This window comes from Aequorivita vladivostokensis (genome assembly GCF_000952855.1).
GTDB classification, from domain to species: Bacteria; Bacteroidota; Bacteroidia; order Flavobacteriales; family Flavobacteriaceae; genus Aequorivita; species Aequorivita vladivostokensis.
This window is the reverse complement of record NZ_JSVU01000002.1, coordinates 251,092-268,934: the sequence shown is the minus strand read 5'-3', so window position 1 is coordinate 268,934 and position 17,843 is coordinate 251,092. Positions and strand designations below refer to the sequence as shown.

Here is a 17,843-nt window from a genome sequence, read left to right as displayed (position 1 = left end):
TGAATAGTAATATGAAGCCTTTTTTTCTCATATATGATGCATCAATTTCGTAACTTCTTTTGCCATTACATCACTTAAATCAATACCATTTGAAGGATGCGGGATGGTATTGCAAGTCACTATTTTTTCCACCCCGGAATCCAATAAATCTTGATAGGCATTTCCTGAAAAAACTGCGTGAATACCCACACATATAGGTGGTTTCATTCCTGCTTTTTTCAAATGTTGTACGGTTTCAATCATTGTTCGCGCTGTGGAAATAATATCATCTACCAAAATAGGTGTGGCATCCTTGTATTTGTCCACATCTGGAACAGAGACTTCTACATCACGGTCGCCGTGACGCACTTTTTGCAATACCGTAAATGGTGCTCCTGCTTTTTTAGCAACCTCGGAAACCCATTGTTCACTTTCAGAATCTGGACCTATAAGTACAGGGTTTTCTATGTTTTCTTTTATCCAATCTGAAATAGCATCGGCAGCATGAATGACCTTATTTGGGATTTTATATACTTCGCCCAAGGAGCTAATTCTATGTAAGTGCGGGTCAACGGTGGTAATGCTATCGGCAAAACCTGAAATCAGTTTTCCGAAGAAACCAGAAGTAACACCTTCGCCTGCATTGAATATTTTGTCCTGACGCATATAGGCGAGATAGGGTGCGACTAAACAGGTGCACATTGCTCCTAATGATTTGGCCGTGTGGCTTAAAAAATAAAGGGGCAATAGTTTTTTGTCTGGTTCGTGCAAGGTGCATACCAGTACTACACATTTGTCTTTAACATCAGATAATATACGTGTGTAAGATTCCCCATCTGGAAACTTGCGTAAGGTTGCTTTTCCTATTTCTGCATCCATCTTTTTTGCCAAAAGCTCTGTGAGTTCTTCATTTCCGGGAAGGCTGAATAATATTGTTTTCATAGTTTTTAAATTATGGTTATGATGTCGTCGTGGTTATTTTTATATTCCAAAGCATAATTAAGTTCGCCTTGAGATTCTGCATATATTGTATATAACAATTGGTCTATTTCAATTTTTTCGTCTAAATGGACATTTAAAAGAATCCCTGCCGACTTTGAGTTTGGTGCCCCCGAAAGCTTGGCGAGTTTTGCAATCTTTCGGTTATCAATTCTTTTTAAAACTCCTGACTTTTCGGCTTTAATTTCGATTTTATAAGGTGCTAAAACAGGTTTTGAAAAGCGACCTTGTGCTTTGCAAATGGCCACAAATTTTTCATAAGCTTTTCCAGATTTGAGAAGTTGATTTGCGGTTATTAATCCTTTCCCTTTTTCTACTTTCCCAGAAAGCTCTAATAGTTCAGAAGCTAAAGTCAAAGCCCTTTCCTTTAGGTCATTTGGTGCATCAGCTTCGTTTTTTAAAACTTTCAATATATCGATGGCTTCTAAAGCAGGACCAATACCTCTTCCGACAGGCTGTGTGCCATCTGTTATAACAACTTTTACATTCAGCCCAACAGCCGTTCCAACGGTTTCCATATGGTTTTTTAGTTTTTGAGCCATTTCTGTACTACGTACCTTGGCGGTTTCTCCCACGGGAATATCAATGACGACGTGCGTTGAACCTGCCGCAGCTTTTTTTGAAAGTACCGAAGCAATGAGCTGTCCTTCGCTATCAATATCCAAGGCTTTTTCAATTTTAATAAGAATATCGTCCGCAGGACTCAATTGCGCTGTACCGCCCCAAACAATGCAGCCTCCTTCTTTTTCAACCACGGTTTTTATTTCTTCTAATGAAAGGGTAACATTGGTCATTACTTCCATAGTATCAGCTGTGCCTGCTGGCGAAGTGATAGCTCTCGATGATGTTTTTGGCATCGTAAGCCCGTAAGCAGCCACAATGGCAACCACTAATGGTGTGGTTCTATTGCCAGGTAATCCGCCAATGCAATGCTTATCGACTACGATTTCTTTGTTCCAATCCAGTTGCTTTCCGGAAGCTATCATAGCTTTGGTAAGGTCGGATATCTCATCAATATCCATTCGGTCGCCTGCACAGGCTGTTATAAATGCCGAAAGGTGGATGTTTGAATAGTCGCCTTCCACGATATCGGTTATAATCTCGTTATAAGCTTTATAATCCAGTTTTTGATTATAGATTTTCGCTCTGACGTGGCTTAACGATTCAATAGGTTCCAAATGTGAAACGTACAAAGTATCATTTTCTGAAACATTCAGTTTTTTCGCAGCAGCATCAGATAGCCCTATTTCATTTGGTGACAGAATATCTGAATTTAAAACATTAAGGCTTGCTACGATTGATGTGGTTACATTGGATATCCTTATTCGGGTAAGTGCCTCAAACCCTTCGGAAACACAGACGTGGCAATCTTCACGCATATACACTACATTCTCGTTTTGTGTATAGATTCCGAGATGCTTATATTTTAATATGTTTGAGTGTTGTTCCATAATTTTTAATTTTTCCAAAAGCTATTCTATTTCTTCAATGTTGTAGAGTTGCGGGATTTCCGCATCCCACCCATAGGTTTCCTTTATTCCTTTTTGAAGTGCTTCGGCACCTTCTTTTTCTCCGTGCACAATAAAAATTCGGGCTGGTTTATTTTTTATTTTGCTCATCCAATCCAAAAGTTCAGCGTGGTCTGCGTGTGCAGAGAGGCCTTGAATTTCGGCTACTTCCATTTGAAAGGATACCGTTTTTCCATACACTTTTAATTCCTTGTCGCCTTCCAATAGTTTTCTTCCACGAGTGCCTTCAGCTTGATAGCCTACAAAAAGTAAGGTGTTATTTGGGTTTTGCGCTTGGGTTTCGAGATAGTTGAGCATTCTTCCACCTGTAAGCATTCCACTTCCAGCAATCACGATTTTTGGTTTGTTGTCTGTTCTTAATTCCATTGTTTCACGATAACTGCTTACGACCGTGAAATGTGAGCACATTTCATCACATTCATTGTCCTCTAATCTGTGCCAATCCCTTGTACGGTGGAAGAGTTCGAGTACATTCGCTCCCATTGGACTGTCCATTATCATTTGTACTTTCGGTATTTTGTTCTCTTTTAATAATCTCCAAAAAATGAGCATCATCAATTGGGCACGTTCTACCGAAAAGCTTGGAATAAACAGGCTGCCACCTCTATTGATGGTATCGTTGACCAATTTTTCAATCTGTGGCAGTGCTTCTACTTCATCTGGATGAAATCTTCCGCCATAAGTGGATTCAATGAAAAGCACATCCGCTTTTTTTGGTTTTAGTGGTGGGTAGAGCAATAAATCATTGGTTCTTCCAATATCTCCCGAAAAGACAAAACGTTTTCCGTGTATATCCAACTCGATGTAAGTGGCACCGAGAATATGACCATTGTATTGAAATCTGGCCTTTATATTTTTCATCAATGGCATCCATTGAGCAGGTGGTACTCCCTTGAAATGTGGAAGGGTTTTTTCAACATCGTTTAAATCGTAAAGCGGTTCTGCCGGACTATGTTTGGAATAGCCTTCTTTGTTGGCGCGTTCGGCTTCCTGCTCTTGGATTTTTGCACTATCGTTCAAAATGATTTTTGCAATGTCCAAAGTGGGATTAGTGCCGTAAATCGGGCCTTTAAACCCTTGTTTTACCAATCGAGGTAAATACCCTGTGTGGTCCATATGGCCGTGGGTAAGCAAGACCATATCAATTTCTGAAACTTCAACGGGTGGATATTCCCAGTTTTTAAGGCGCAATTCCTTCAACCCTTGAAATAGTCCGCAGTCTATCAATATCTTTCTTTCTCCCGTATCCACTAAATATTTTGAGCCGGTTACTGTACCAGCTGCGCCCAGAAAGTGAATGTTTATTTTAGTGTTATTCATCTTTGTACTATTTATTTAAAGTCCACCACAGCAAGAAGGTGTATTCCCTTTATCTTGGTTAGATTTACTCAATTCTACTATTTCTTTATATAGGTTTCGTGAATCCTCTTTGATATAGAGTGCTACCTTTTTTATGGATTTAGGTTCAAAGTCTACCATATCCAATAGTATTTCCAAGGCCTCTTCAAGTAGTTTCGGGTCATTCTCCAATGCTTCGTAAAAAGGCTCAAAATCTATGTTATTCTGTGGTTTTGTTTCTTTAGTTTTCATATAATTATTTTTAAGATTATATTTTTTAATGGTTTTTGCATAATGCTTCAGAATCTTCCAAAATCTTTTTATGTCTTGTTTTATCAATTCCAATTTGGTTTAATAAAGTAGGTTTTTCGTGAAGCTCTTTGCAGAGTACAATTCCTTTATCCAATAATTTTGTTTTTTCGGATTTGGTCAGAGTTGTTAATGCTGTTAAGGGATGAAATCCAGACTTGTCTATTCTGTCTTTTAAACCATTTTCCATAGGATAATCCCAGCTTGTCAATAACAATCCAACACATTTACCATATTGCACCGCATCGGTTGTAAATCGTGTATTGGTGTACACACCGCCTTTATGTAGTTTGGCCTCGTGACCTTTTTGATGTTCCCATTGTTTTTCAACATCCAAAAACCGTGAATGGATGTACAAGGGAATCTTGACATTGCAAAACCGTCCTTGGTCGCTATGGTATTTGCACTCAATCATATAATGGTAATTATTCTTTTGGGCTATAACATCTACTTCGTGTTGCACGCAATTGCCCTGTACAATCACACCAACCTTTGTTTCAAACCCTTCGTGTGCCAATAGTTTCCCCACTAATTTTTCAAATGGAAAACCGGAAGGCCCTAATTCCATCAAGGCTTTTTTGAGTTTGTACTTTGAGGCACTTACACGTGATTTACCTTTAAGCATTTTAAATGCCATTTGGTAGATTTTTTTTGTAGTAATACCATCGTAAATTGTAGACTCAATTTGTGCTACTATTTGCTTAATCACGGTATCGTTTGCCTGTGCCCGTTTTAGTGAATTGATGAGTTTGTCCACATCAAATTCAACTACATCTCCAGAGTGTTTCACTATTTTAATTGAGTTTTCCATTTTTTAAATATGTATTGTCATTACGGGTAATGTGGAATGATTGGTAACACCTTCAGCGATGCTTTTAGAGAATAGACTTAAAAACCCTGTCTTGCCGTGTGTAACCATTGCAATTAAATCTGTTGGCTGCTGTTCTACAAACGTGTTGATTCCCGTTTCTACCGAAGGTTCATTGTAAACAGCCATCCCATAGTTTTTTACTGATGGAAATTTTTGCAGAAACTCTTTTATTGGGTTTAATCCTTGCTCGATGCTATTGAAGTCAGTTTCTGTATTAATCCGTAACAGATGGATTTTTGCATCACATTTTTCAGCAATGGATTGCACTTCTTGAAACGGTCGACTGACATCTTCCTTAAAGTCTGAAACAAATACAATGTCTTTGAACGGAAACGATACTGGTTCATCCTTTACCACAATAACAGGAGCATTTGCTTTTCGAACAATCTCTTCGACATTACTACCAGTTATTTCTCGGATGACCCCCTTGGTGCCACTGCTTCCTGTTATGATGAAATCGTGGTGATAATGATTTGAATGGTCTAAAATATCGCCTTGTCCAGCATCAAATTGTAGAAACCTGCGACATTTTAATCCTTCACGTTCTGCGGTTCTTTCCAGTTCTCGTAAAGCTGCTCTGGCATTGCCAATTTTTTTTAATGTCTCTGGATATCTGTTTTCCTTTTGCTTATCCAATTTCACCCAATCTACAGGGGTTTTCAATAGGTGTAAAAAGTGTATTTCGGCCTTATACAGTTTGGCCACTTTAATGCCTAAATGTGCAGCTTTGATACAGTTTTCAGAGAAATCGGTGGGTACGAGTATGTTTTTCATTTTATTTAAATTTTAATTATTAGGTTTCCATTTAAAATCACAAAGTTTTGCTCCACCTGCAATACTATTTGTGCGTTCCAATTTAGCATTCCACATTTCGGCCAATGGAAAGTCTAATGCACACCAAGTATTTACACAGAACTCGGACAGTCCTTTGGTTTCAAAATATTCGGCAACGGGACATTTGGTGCAATTAAAGCAAACAGAACTATCGGGTTGAAGAATGTTTTCCCATTTATAGGAAGGGCTGCTGAAGGGAAATGCCCTAAACAGTTCGGTGGCATATTTTAGCCTTTTAGCATTACTTTGATACTTTAGTCGAGTAATATTCCAAGATAGCTTACCCATTATTTTATAGACCTTCCAAGCGATATCGTAAAAGTATTTTGTGGTTTTGGCATTACTTATCCCTCTTTGTGTCAATTCTTGATAAAAAGCCGTAGACATTGCTGCAAGATGAACCATAAGTGTTCCTCCAAAAGTTGGTTCTTTTTTAATCTCCCTTTTCAACGCATTGTAGCGTAGCCAATAGCCCTTGAGGATTGCCTTAATTTCAATATCTTCAAAATTGGGCGTCAGCACTTCTGTTGCGGCTTTTGCTGCAACTGTTTTATACCATAGAAGGATTATTTTTAACATTGTTATTTTTGGTTATTGTTAATTTTCCGAAAAGACTTCGTTTCCAGAACGCACTTGCTTTTCAAAACAGTCCAGATTATATATGGTTGTTTCAGCAATATTGGTCATAGCTGTTTCGGTTAAAAATGCTTGATGGCTTGTGATTAATACATTGTTGAAGGTCATTAATCGTGCAATCACATCGTCTTGCAAAATATCTTCAGAATGGTCTTCAAAGAACAACCCTTCTTCTTCCTCGTAAACATCTATTCCGAAATAGCCAATTTTTTTGGTTTTCAATCCTTCGATAACCGCCTTGGTATCTACCAATCCGCCACGACTGGTATTGATGAGCATTACTCCAGGTTTCATAAGTGCAATATGTTCTTTGTCAATCAAGTGTTTTGTTGAAACTTTTAATGGTATGTGCAGGCTTATTATATCGGAGTGTTTACAGAGCGTTGCACAATCCGTATAGATTACACCATATTTATCTATCATATTTTGGTCTTCATTAATATCTTGAGCAAGAATATTGCAACCAAATCCGTGTAGAATTTTTATGAGCACAGACCCAATTTTCCCTGTTCCAATCACACCCACGGTTTTTCCATTGAGGTCGAAACCAGTCAGGCCGTTCAATGAAAAGTTTTGTTCGCGAACCCTATTGTGCGCTTTAATTAATTTTCGATTTAATGCAAGTATCAGCGCCATTGTATGTTCGGCAATTGCATACGGGGAATATGCTGGCACACGAGCCACTTTTATACCCAGTTCTGATGCTTTTTTTAAATCGACGTGATTAAAACCTGCCGAGCGTAAAGCGATGAATTTTATGCCCTGCTTGTGTAAAATCTTCAACACTTCCGAAGAGGCGTCATCACTGGAAAAAAGTGCTATGGCCTTTGAGTCTTCTGCCAATAAGGCGGTTTCCTTTGTTAGTCGAAATTCTAAAAAATTCAGTTGATGCTTTCCATTATTGGCATTTACAATGGAAGGTTTATCGAATTTATGTGTGCTGTATATGGTTGTTTTCATTTCTTTTTATTTTACTTCCCAAATAGTTCTAAAAGTTCATATAATTCAGTATTTACCTGATGTTGTTTGACTACCTCTTTAAAAGGGGTTAGGTGCAATTGATTATTCAAAATTCCAACCATCGCGTTCTTTTTACCTTCTGAAAGGACGTTTACACTTGCCACTCCAAGTCTAATTCCCAACATTCTATCTAAAGCAGAAGGATTTCCGCCTCGCTGTACGTGGCCAAGTTTGGTGATTCGTAAATCGACATCGGGATTAACCTCCTTTATTTTTGAGGAAACAAGTTCAGCACCTATTTCATCACCTTCAGAAACCACGACAAGGAAGGCATCTTCGCTATCGTAGTTTTTAACCTTGTCCAATAGGTATATAAAGTCTTTCCCGCTTTCTGGAATTAGGATGGCATCTGCACCGACCATCAAACCCGAATGAATAGCGATATAGCCTGAATCCCTTCCCATTACTTCTACAATGAACACACGGTTGTGGGATTCAGCGGTATCTCGTATTTTATCAATATTTTCAATGGCTGTATTTACTGCGGAATCAAAACCGAGGGTGTAATCTGTACCGGAAATATCGTTGTCGATAGTTCCTGGAATACCTATAAATGGGATATCGCATATTTCTGAAAAAGCCAATAGACCTTTAAATGTGCCATCGCCGCCAATAGCAATTAGGGCATCTACGTTGTTCGCTTTTATGGTTTGCAATGCTTTTTTTCGACCCTCCAGTTCCAGAAATCGCTTGCTCCGTGCTGTTTTTAGGACAGTGCCACCTTGGTGTAATGACTTTTGTAATTCGTGTGATTTTAAGGATATTAAATCCCCATCTATCAACCCTTCATACCCTTTTCGAAAACCACTAGTTTTTATACTCTTTGCTTCAGCGGATTTGGCAATGGCGTACAGAGCAGCGTTCATACCAGGGCTATCACCTCCAGATGTAAATACGCCTATATGTTTAATTTTAATAGTGTTCATTAGATATGGTTTTTTGTAACTTTTTTTCTGAAATAGTAAAACCTTGGATTGTGTTCCAAACAAATTCTGCTTCTTTCAAAAAGAATTGATGGTCTCCTTCCGATGAAGTAATCAGGTGTGCATTTTTAAATTCCCTTGATAATTTTAAGGCATTCTCTAAAGGCGCCGTGGTGTCTTTTTCTCCGTGGATAAAAAGCACGTCTTTATCCTTAATTTTCCTTGCCATCACATATAAATCTGTTTTCAAGATGACTTCAGTGAGCGAATAATAATAACTCATCCAATGATGCTTTTTTGCATCTTCATAAACTTCATCCGTTAGGTTATCGGGTTTGAATGCACGTGACATAAATATGGGATGAATCATACAGATGTATTTTGAGAATTTACTTGACGAAATCCTATCCACAAGGGAATGTGTGGACATTACTTTCTTAAATTCATCTGCATCTTTATAAACAGGTATGCCGATAAAAACTCCTGCCTTGAACCAATGAGCATATTTCTCTAAAAGTGCTAATGAAATTATCGCTCCCATTGAATGTCCCGCAATAGTTGTTTTTCCATCATTGAACCCTTCTTTTTTTAAAATCAATTCTAACGCTTGCAGTTGTACCGATAAGGAATAATCACTTTTTGGTTTTGGCGAATCACCAAAGCCTAGAAGGTCTATCAAAAGCAAGGAATGTGTTTTAGTTATGCTTTCTAATTCACGTTTCCAATAATTCAACGAGCCTGTTAAACCGTGCAGCAAAACGAGTTTGTTTATTCCAGAACCTATTATTTCATAATTCAAGAGCGTTTCGTTGGCATCATAAGCTGGTTGCGTACCAATCTTGTAATGCTGATAGCCTGCAATAGCTACTACAGGTAAAATGAACACTATGGAAATGAATAGTAACGTCATTATTAAAAGATGAATCAATTTTTTTATGTCCTCGTTTAGTGATTATGCAATATTTATTTTTTCATCTAAATAGATGCTTTGCACAGCATTGATTAATTTAACCCCTTCACCAAAGGGTTTTTGAAATGCCTTTCGACCCATTATCAACCCAGAACCGCCTGCCCTTTTATTGATTACGGCTGTTGTAACCGCTTCCACTATATCGGACGCTCCTTTAGAGCCGCCACCGGAATTAATTAATCCTATTTTACCCATATAACAATTGGCTACTTGTAACCTACAAAGGTCAATAGGATGATCTGTTGTCAACGTATCATACATTTCATCATCATATTTTCCAAACCCTATCTCTTTAAAGCCAAAATTGTTTGTAGGCAATTTTTGTTTAATAATATCTGCCTGAATAGTAACACCCAAGTGATTGGCCTGTCCAGTTACATCGGCAGCAGCGTGGTAATCTTCTTTTTTAGTTTTAAAGGCTTCGTTTCGGGTATAGCACCATAAAATGGTAGCCATACCTAAATTGTGAGCTTCTTCAAAAGCCTCCGAAATTTCCTTTAGCTGTCTATTACTTTCTTCAGAACCAAAATAGATGGTAGCACCTACTGCAGCCGCTCCCATATCCCAAGCCGCTTTGACCTTTCCAAATAATGTTTGGTCATATTTGTTGGGATAGGTAAGCAGTTCATTGTGGTTAATCTTCACTATAAATGGAATTTTATGGGCATATTTTCTTGCATTTAATCCCAAAACACCAAAGGTTGAAGCCACTCCATTGCATCCTGCTTCTATTGCCAATTTGATGATATTCTCTGGGTCAAAATAATCTGGGTTTTTATAGAATGAGAAAGCAGCACTATGCTCAATGCCTTGGTCAACAGGAAGAATACTCAAGTAACCTGTGCCACCTATGTTTCCGTGATTGTACAATTGGGCAAGACTGCGCAATACTTGCGGATTTCTGTTACTATTGGTAAATACTTTGTCGAGACTGTTTTTGCTTGGTGTTTGCAATTCATCCTTTGTTATTTTTTCACAAACGTGGTCCAAATAGTAGGATGCTTTTTCTCCTAAAATCTTTGTTATGTTTTCATCTGTTTTCATAAGTCAATTTTATTTGATTCCTAAACTTTCATTGGTTTTGGAAATGGATTTTGCGCCATCTGTTTCAATTCCAGTTAATGCTCTAATGGCATCGATTGTTTCAGGAATTACAATGGCTTGGTTATCGACTACGTAGGCGTAGAAAAGTTCATCTCCCACTACCTTCAACATATCTTTCCAAAGGGCAACTTCGTACATATCGCCCCAAGGTCTTCCCATATCCAAAAACATTTCCTTAATAGTGTTGTTGGACACCAACCCTTGGTCATATCGAATCAATTTAATACGGCTTGACGTTTTAAATGCATTTAGCACTTCTTTTTTAGATGCTTGTTTTTTTAACTTCACGTTCCAGTAGTGCATATGGCTTAAGGTTTGGGGGACCTTTACTGCGGCAGTGATGACATCCAAATCGGGGTCTACACTTTTAGCATCCGGACCTTGGTGGCTCGGGATGTTTTTTTCTGGGACCATTGTATTCATAATACCACCTAAATGGCTCTCCCAAGGATCTGTGGCTCTTCTTAAAAGTGTGCCTCTGGCATAATCCAATAAATCCGCTCTTTTTAGAGCTGTCAATGTTCTTAAAATAGAGGTGGTGTTGCAGGAAACAACCCTTGTGGCATCTAAATTTAATGCCGATTTATAGTTGTTTTCGGCACTAAAGGAATGACCTGTGGTTTCGTGTTTTTCGCCTCCGTGCAAAATAAATTTGATATTTTGTTTTTTATAAATTGCTACATTTTGAGCCGCAATCTTTTTAGGTGTACAATCCACGACGAGGTCTGATTTTTCTAAAAGCCCCTGCATATTGCCTTTTACTGAAATACCTTCGGATTTCATTTTGTTTTCTGCTTCTTCAGTTGCTGCGTAGATATTGTACTCTTTTCTTACGGCATTTTGAATGCGCCAATCGCTTATGATATCACATACTCCGGAAAGCTCCATATCGTCTTGTAGATTGATAGCATCGGCCACCCTTTTTCCAATGACTCCGTATCCTATAACTGCTATTTTTTTCATTTGAATTGTTTATAAATTATTCTTCTGTTTCATTTACTAATGATTTGGGTTTAAAATTTCTAATAATCAGGCGGTTGCTCTTTTCATATGTGAAATAGCTTACCGCCCAATTAAAACCAACCATCAATCTATTTCTAAATCCGCTTATGGATAATAAGTGTACAATTGACCATAGCAACCAAGCGAAATAACCTGCAAATTTGAATTTCCCCAAATCGGCTACTGCCTTGCGTTTTCCTACTGTGGCCAATGAACCTTTGTCTTTATATTCGAAAGGTTTTACAGGCTTATCTTTAATAATTTTTAGTAATGAATTACCCAACCATTTGCCTTGTTGAATTGCTGCCTGTGCTACTTGTGGATGTCCTTTTGGAGTGTCTTTTGAAATAAGTGCTGCGATATCGCCTATGGCAAAAATGTTTTTGTAGCCTTCTACCATTAAAAAAAAGTTGGTTTTTAAGCGATTGCCCCTAACCACGTGTTTTTCATCAATCCCTTTTGGGAACTGTCCTTTAACACCCGCCGTCCAGATTAGGTTTTTGGCTAAAATGGTTTTTCCACTTTTGGTTGTGACTAAAGAGCCGTCATAATCACTTACCGATTCATTGAATAGTACCTTTACTTTTAAGTCCTTCAAGTATTTTAGAGTTTTAGAAGAGGCTTTGTCAGACATTGCACCCAACAATTCTCCAACAGCCTCAATTAAATAAATATTCATAATGGAAGAAGGGTATTCTGGATAATCCTTGGGGAGAATGTATTTACAGAATTCAGCCAAAGCGCCTGCCATCTCTACGCCAGCAGGGCCGCCGCCAACGATGACAAAATTTGTCAGGGCATCACGTTCTTTATCATCACAAGTGATTGCAGCTTGTTCCAGATTTTGAAGCATCATATGGCGAATATTTAGAGAATCGCGAATGTCTTTCATCCCAAGACTATGGGACTCGACACTGTCCATACCAAAAAAATTGGTAGTTGTTCCAGTTGCCAATACGAGATAGTCGAAATGAACATTTCCCTTATTGGTTATAATGGTGTTTGTAGAAGGTTGGATTTCCTCGACTTCAGCCAAACGAAACAATACGTTTTTATAGCCATTGATTTGTTTTCTAAATGGAAAAACAATACTGTCAGGCTCCAAAGCACTTGTTGCCACCTGATAAAATAATGGCTGAAACTGGTGGAAGTTGTTTTTGTCAATCAGTACCACCTGCACTTCTTTGTGTTTCAGTTTTTCAACCAATGCCAAACCTGCAAACCCGCCACCTATAACAACAACACGAGGTAAATAAGTATCTGGCAAGCAGATTTCATCTGCTATCTTGCAAGCAGATTCTGTAATAGTAATATTTGAATGGTTGACGTTCATATTTAGTTTTTATACCATTGATGTTGGCCGTAGTTTACTTTGCATCCTTGTCTTTCACAATCATTACTGAACATTTGGCGTGTGTTGCTAAATATTGTGATACAGAACCCAATAAAAGACGTGAAAATGCGCCTTGCCCTTGTGAGCCGACCACGATTAAATCGGCATCGAAGGATTCTGCTTTTTCTAAAATTTCTTTTTTTGGAAGACCGCTTACAACACTTGATGTTATAGTAAGCGAGCCATTCTTTTCTTTTAAAACCTTGACAGCTTCGGAAATGATTTTTTCTCCTAACTTTTGTGCATTGGATATAAACTCTTGGTAATAGACATCAAGTGTTACTGTAGTTGAAATGAGCTCTGGCGTTGACAGAGCAGGATGCTCATAAACGTTTATGATGCAAACTTCACTATCCTTTGGTAATGGAAATTTTGCAAGTTCCTTAATGGCAACCTTGCTAAAATCCGAACCATCTATTGCTAATACTATTTTCATAATCTGAATGTTTTATTAATTACGGGCTTTATTTAAGTGTATAAGCTTTCTCCAATACAGGTGTTCGTATAACCCAGACCAGTACATCCCAAATGTGAAGGCAAAAAGCAATTCTTCAATTGGGATTCCCAGGATAAGAATATGGGTCAGGTTGTCAAGATTCCAGTATAGCTCCACGTATTGGGGATAGAACGGAAGGATGCTTCCGAAATAAATGAAGTACAATACCGTAAATAAGATTCCCCCGACCCATATTTTTCCTTTTAAATCTGGTCGACAGTACAGTGTCGCCAATCCACCGATGAACAAAGCGATGATGCCACAATAAATATGATTAAGTGAGGTGAAAAGCGCCAGAATGATGAAGACGATTGCTGGTATAAAAAGTATGTAAATATGCAACCGATGCCTGTTGTGGTTTCGTTCGCTATGAGATATTTCGGCAAAGCCTCTTTTAAAAATAAAGTTGTAGAGTACATTTCCGATTCCGCCTATGGCGAAAGAAAAAATTAAACTTTCTATATCAAAGCCAGTTTTTTCGGCCAAATCAAATAACGATGGGGGAAACCAATATTCAGGCACAAACAAGGGTTCTGTTAAGCCAAAGGGCATAGTAATTAGGCTCATTTTAAGCATTTCTTTCCTATACCCCTTTTTTGACAAATGGATGATTGCCCAAAGTGCGAGAATAATTAGCGACCATATAAACCAGACATACTGCATAAATCCTATTTTACCTTCTTATTTTTTAACTTTTATTTGCGCATTATAAAAAGCGCCAATGCAGGCACCTATAAGCCATCCTAAAATGAAAGTTTGTATTATGCCAAAGAACGCTTCTAGCAATGGCACGTCCATTCTAATAATACTTGTGGTATCCAAACCGTGTAATAAACTGTTAAAAAAGCTTATTGTTTCTTCTTGTCCTGCTGTTGTCATTACTATCATACAACCCAAGTAAATTATTGCTCCTGTAAGACCAAAAGCAAATCCGAGTTTTTTTACGTTTAATCGATACATAATTTTAAAGTTTTGAGTTAGTTGTCTGATTTTAAAACCTTTTTTGATTCCTCAAATTCTTCCTTGGATATTTCGCCTTTGGCAAAGCGGTTTTTAAGAATATCCAGTGGGCTGTCCTTCTTTGTTTTTTGATAAGGGATATCTGCCGGGATAAAAAATATCCACGCAAGTAAGATGACCCATATAATCCACCATATTAGGTGCATTCCTCCAAAATGTCCGTCGTAATAATGCATATTTTTAAATTTTAGATTGTTATTGGTTTATTTCTATAATTGTATATCCATTGAGTCTGTCAAGTTGCTTTTGTAAGTCGGCAACTGAAAGTGCTTCATCCATTGTGATAAGTGCAGCACCTTTTGGTGCCAAGAAAATCTCTGCTTTTTCTATATTGGGATGTTCTTCCAAAGTCTTTTTTACTCTTGCAATACATCCGCCACAACTAATTCCGTTTATTTGAAATTTTTGTTTCATTATTTAGTATTTAATGGTGATGGTGTTCTTTGCCTTCATCTTTTCGTTCTGTTTTAGACACTTCATTACTGTGTTCGTGTTCTTTTTGTCTATTCTGTGAATGATAATGTCCACCGTGACGATGCGAACCGTGAGGCATAAATAAGTGACAAGCAAACATAAATAGGATGAATATGAAGAGAGAAGAACTGCTTCCGATACCTATTGATGGTGCGAAAAAGATGAACAGAAGTGGTAATCCACAACCGATGACCATCCATATCCAGTGATTATTTTTCATTGTTTTTGTTTTTAATGGTTAAACATTAATGATGGTCATTATGGTCTTCTTTGATTGAGCTATCCATATTCATTCCTTGCATATCCATTCCTTTTTCGCCCATCATATTTTTACAGGATTCCATACAATCCTCGCTCATCATCCCTTTTTCGTGCATCATTTTCATCATTGTTCCCATCATTTTGCCGTCATTCATCATTCCGTTCATCATTGAGTGCATCATCGTACTATCTTTCATCATCATTTGCATTCCTTCTCCTTGCATCATAGTGCCCATCATTTTTTTATTGCCCTGTATCATTTGCATTGCGTGTTGGTTGCCGTGCATACTTTCCATAAACTCGGTCATATAGTCGTGATTTTTAGTAATGGCATTAAAAACTTCTGTGCGGGTTTCAGGATTTTCCATTAATGCTAATGGGTCTGTTTCTTGTTTGCAACTGTTTAAGCTTAAAAGCCCAATTGCCGATAAAACAATTAGTAGTGTTTTCATAATTTATTATTTTATTGAGTTAAACATTTATTTTAATTTTTATAAACCCATTCCCAACAATCTAGATGACTATAGTTGAGGGAATGGATTATCAGCTATTAATTGACAGATTTTAAAAAAAGCATCAATCTTTTTGAATTTTTTATGTATTGTGTACATTTTCATTATTGCTCTATTTTTTTAACACGCCATTTCTTATTACTGTCTTTAACTGCTACTAGATTCTCCGAAATCATTTTTGAGGTAATAGCAGGTGGATTTTTATCATTCTTATCTTTGGGCGAGACATGAATGGCCAATTGAGTTAAATGGTCAGCGGTTTTTCCTGCTTCATCTATAACCACTTCAAAATAATGGTAGTTTACCACGTCCTTTTTGAAAATATCGTTATAGCCTATGGTTTCTTTTTCAACCTTTAGAGCCAATACCTTACCAAATTCAAAGATGGTGGCATTCAGGTATTGCGGTGTAATGACAGTTTCTCCAGTTTTATCTATATAGCCATAGTAGAGCACACCATCTTTATGATGTGCAATCAGACATCTTTCGTTACTGAATATGGGATAAGTTCCGTTGTCTGTTTTGGTAAGTATCAAATCATTTCGAAAATCAACGATTATCTTACCATCTTGGTCAATAAAGCCCCATTCGTTTCCTTTTTTAATTGCAGCTACACTATTGTTAAAAGGTGAGATATATTCTAAATCTTCCAATGTTTGAGCAATTCCGAAAAAGGGAATTAATACTAATGTGATAAGTAAATTTTTCATTTTTGTTTGAGTTAATTTTGATTCATTTGATAAAATTAATGATTGCTTTAAGTTGTCATCTGCACAACTTTCGTTGATATTTATATAATTTCATCATAAAAATTCCGTTTCCAGTTTTCTGTATTTTTATAGTCTGTCATACTCATACCCACTACTTCTTTAAACTGTCTGGACAAATGGTTGACGCTACTGTAATCCAAAATATAGCCTATATCGGAAAACGAATACTGTTTGAGCTGAATGAGTTCCTTTACCTTTTCAATCTTTAGTTTTATAAAGTATTTCTCTATGGTGGTTTTTTCATTGGCAGAAAAAAGCTTGCTCAATGCCTTGTAATCCTTATGAAGATTTGATGCCAATAGTTCGGATGTCTTTAACTTTAAATGTAATGGCAACTCTTGCAATTGTTCAATTAGAATAATCTTGATTCTTTCCACAAGCATTTCTTCTCCGTTTTCAACAATTTCAAAATCATTTGCGTGGAGTACTGTTGTTACAGCATTCACAATCTCATTGTTGTTTTTTTTTGGTGCTTCTACCAATAATCTTCCCAATTCCAATGAAAGTACCGTTACACCAAGTTGCTGTAATTCCTGTTGAATTACTTTTAAGCAGCGATTACAGACCATATTTTTAATCCAAAATTCCTTTGGTTTGCTCATAGTATATAATGTATTGTCATTGGTTTTGACTCAATGATTTGAAAGGTTAAAACCTAACAGGGTTAGCGATGTGTGGTTTTGTTCAATGGTGTACAATGTTATGGAAAACAGGGTACAAAAATGTTAGCCAGAAGTGAAACCTTGGCTATGGAAGCAATGCAGATAAAATTTAATCTGCGATGAAGAAATTCAAATTAAAAAAGTCTCGTTGAGAATAATTATATCTGTAGATAGAAGTGGCGGCCGATAGGTTTCAAAGAAAATTACTTTATCATCCAACCCTTCAAAAAGATTGATATAGCTATAAAAGAAAGTATTTAGGAAAACCAGCGTTTCAGGTTCTGGTACAATATTGGCCTTTTTAATGGTTTCGTCTCCTGTTTTTACAAAAGATTGATTACTACAGCAATCTTTTTCTTGTAGCGTAGTGCATTGTTTTGAAGGTTCCTTTTTCTTTTGAACCTTCTCTGCGCAGACTTTTGCTTTGCCTATCAAAGACATATCGACCAGTTTATTGCAGCAAAAGTGCATATCTACCGTAAAAGAAGAAGTAGAAAGCAGTATTAAAGCTGCTAAAAAGAAGGATATTATTTTAGAAAAAAAAGACTTCACAGTATAAAATTAATAAATTTTGTCTAACATTGATAATTTTTTATAGATTATATGCTACGGCTTAATAAGCTTAATATCAAATTTTTATGAATTAACGGCAAAATTAATTAATGCGAAGATACTTTTAAAGATTCGACAGAAATATGATTTTTATCATATAAAGGAAACTATAAAAGAATTTTTTTTGCA

General features: G+C 37.0%; 22 protein-coding genes. All 22 read right to left on the bottom strand.

Annotation, left to right across the window (positions count from 1 at the left end; all coding sequences use genetic code 11):
- Positions 1-27 precede the first annotated feature (27 nt).
- On the bottom strand, positions 28-921 hold the full coding sequence (locus tag MB09_RS03940; RefSeq protein ID WP_045079576.1) for a ribose-phosphate pyrophosphokinase: 894 nt from the start codon (positions 919-921) through the stop codon (positions 28-30).
- A 5-nt stretch (positions 922-926) separates the two neighbouring features.
- Positions 927-2,429, bottom strand: coding sequence for a thymidine phosphorylase family protein (locus tag MB09_RS03935; RefSeq protein WP_045079777.1), 1,503 nt, complete (start codon positions 2,427-2,429; stop codon positions 927-929).
- Between the two features lie 21 nt (positions 2,430-2,450).
- Positions 2,451-3,827, bottom strand: coding sequence for an MBL fold metallo-hydrolase RNA specificity domain-containing protein (locus MB09_RS03930; RefSeq protein ID WP_045079575.1), 1,377 nt, complete (start codon positions 3,825-3,827; stop codon positions 2,451-2,453).
- A gap of 15 nt (positions 3,828-3,842) precedes the next feature.
- Positions 3,843-4,097: a hypothetical protein gene (locus MB09_RS03925; protein WP_045079574.1), complete on the bottom strand. Its 255-nt coding sequence runs from the start codon at positions 4,095-4,097 to the stop codon at positions 3,843-3,845.
- 25 nt (positions 4,098-4,122) lie between these two features.
- Positions 4,123-4,965: an ATP cone domain-containing protein gene (locus MB09_RS03920; RefSeq protein ID WP_045079573.1), complete on the bottom strand. Its 843-nt coding sequence runs from the start codon at positions 4,963-4,965 to the stop codon at positions 4,123-4,125.
- Between the two features lie 3 nt (positions 4,966-4,968).
- Positions 4,969-5,799, bottom strand: a complete 831-nt coding sequence (locus MB09_RS03915; protein WP_045079572.1) for a universal stress protein — start codon at positions 5,797-5,799, stop codon at positions 4,969-4,971.
- 12 nt (positions 5,800-5,811) lie between these two features.
- Positions 5,812-6,438 carry an L-2-amino-thiazoline-4-carboxylic acid hydrolase gene (locus tag MB09_RS03910; RefSeq protein WP_045079571.1) on the bottom strand — a complete coding sequence of 209 codons (627 nt, stop codon included), beginning with the start codon at positions 6,436-6,438 and terminating at the stop codon, positions 5,812-5,814.
- Between the two features lie 18 nt (positions 6,439-6,456).
- Positions 6,457-7,455: a 2-hydroxyacid dehydrogenase gene (locus MB09_RS03905; protein ID WP_045079570.1), complete on the bottom strand. Its 999-nt coding sequence runs from the start codon at positions 7,453-7,455 to the stop codon at positions 6,457-6,459.
- 11 nt (positions 7,456-7,466) lie between these two features.
- Positions 7,467-8,441, bottom strand: a complete 975-nt coding sequence (locus MB09_RS03900; protein WP_045079569.1) for an ATP-dependent 6-phosphofructokinase — start codon at positions 8,439-8,441, stop codon at positions 7,467-7,469.
- Entirely contained in the window at positions 8,428-9,348 is a 921-nt protein-coding gene (locus tag MB09_RS03895) for an alpha/beta fold hydrolase (protein ID WP_045079568.1), read from the bottom strand. Before MB09_RS03895 ends, MB09_RS03900 begins: the two co-directional genes overlap by 14 nt.
- 42 nt (positions 9,349-9,390) lie before the next feature.
- Positions 9,391-10,452: a class I fructose-bisphosphate aldolase gene (locus tag MB09_RS03890; RefSeq protein WP_045079567.1), complete on the bottom strand. Its 1,062-nt coding sequence runs from the start codon at positions 10,450-10,452 to the stop codon at positions 9,391-9,393.
- Between the two features lie 9 nt (positions 10,453-10,461).
- A complete protein-coding gene (locus MB09_RS03885; protein WP_045079566.1) occupies positions 10,462-11,475 on the bottom strand; it encodes a type II glyceraldehyde-3-phosphate dehydrogenase in 1,014 nt (337 codons plus the stop codon).
- 16 nt (positions 11,476-11,491) lie between these two features.
- On the bottom strand, positions 11,492-12,847 hold the full coding sequence (locus tag MB09_RS03880) for an NAD(P)/FAD-dependent oxidoreductase (RefSeq protein WP_045079565.1): 1,356 nt from the start codon (positions 12,845-12,847) through the stop codon (positions 11,492-11,494).
- A 34-nt stretch (positions 12,848-12,881) separates the two neighbouring features.
- Positions 12,882-13,343 (bottom strand): universal stress protein, encoded by a 462-nt coding sequence (locus MB09_RS03875; protein ID WP_045079564.1) that lies wholly within the window; start codon positions 13,341-13,343, stop codon positions 12,882-12,884.
- Between the two features lie 15 nt (positions 13,344-13,358).
- Positions 13,359-13,970, bottom strand: a complete 612-nt coding sequence (locus MB09_RS03870) for a lycopene cyclase domain-containing protein (protein ID WP_240484803.1) — start codon at positions 13,968-13,970, stop codon at positions 13,359-13,361.
- A 114-nt stretch (positions 13,971-14,084) separates the two neighbouring features.
- Entirely contained in the window at positions 14,085-14,363 is a 279-nt protein-coding gene (locus MB09_RS03865) for a DUF5676 family membrane protein (RefSeq protein WP_045079562.1), read from the bottom strand.
- A gap of 17 nt (positions 14,364-14,380) precedes the next feature.
- Positions 14,381-14,599, bottom strand: coding sequence for an SHOCT domain-containing protein (locus tag MB09_RS03860; protein WP_045079561.1), 219 nt, complete (start codon positions 14,597-14,599; stop codon positions 14,381-14,383).
- 19 nt (positions 14,600-14,618) lie between these two features.
- A complete protein-coding gene (locus MB09_RS03855) occupies positions 14,619-14,837 on the bottom strand; it encodes a heavy-metal-associated domain-containing protein (RefSeq protein ID WP_205618087.1) in 219 nt (72 codons plus the stop codon).
- Positions 14,838-15,142: 305 nt separating this feature from the next.
- Positions 15,143-15,610, bottom strand: coding sequence for a hypothetical protein (locus tag MB09_RS03850; RefSeq protein ID WP_045079559.1), 468 nt, complete (start codon positions 15,608-15,610; stop codon positions 15,143-15,145).
- Between the two features lie 164 nt (positions 15,611-15,774).
- Positions 15,775-16,380, bottom strand: coding sequence for a WG repeat-containing protein (locus tag MB09_RS03845; protein ID WP_045079558.1), 606 nt, complete (start codon positions 16,378-16,380; stop codon positions 15,775-15,777).
- Between the two features lie 80 nt (positions 16,381-16,460).
- The gene (locus tag MB09_RS03840; RefSeq protein WP_045079557.1) at positions 16,461-17,042 is read right to left on the bottom strand and encodes a helix-turn-helix domain-containing protein; all 582 of its coding nucleotides are present in this window, start codon (positions 17,040-17,042) and stop codon (positions 16,461-16,463) included.
- Between the two features lie 189 nt (positions 17,043-17,231).
- On the bottom strand, positions 17,232-17,654 hold the full coding sequence (locus tag MB09_RS03835; protein WP_045079556.1) for an HYC_CC_PP family protein: 423 nt from the start codon (positions 17,652-17,654) through the stop codon (positions 17,232-17,234).
- Positions 17,655-17,843: the final 189 nt, after the last annotated feature.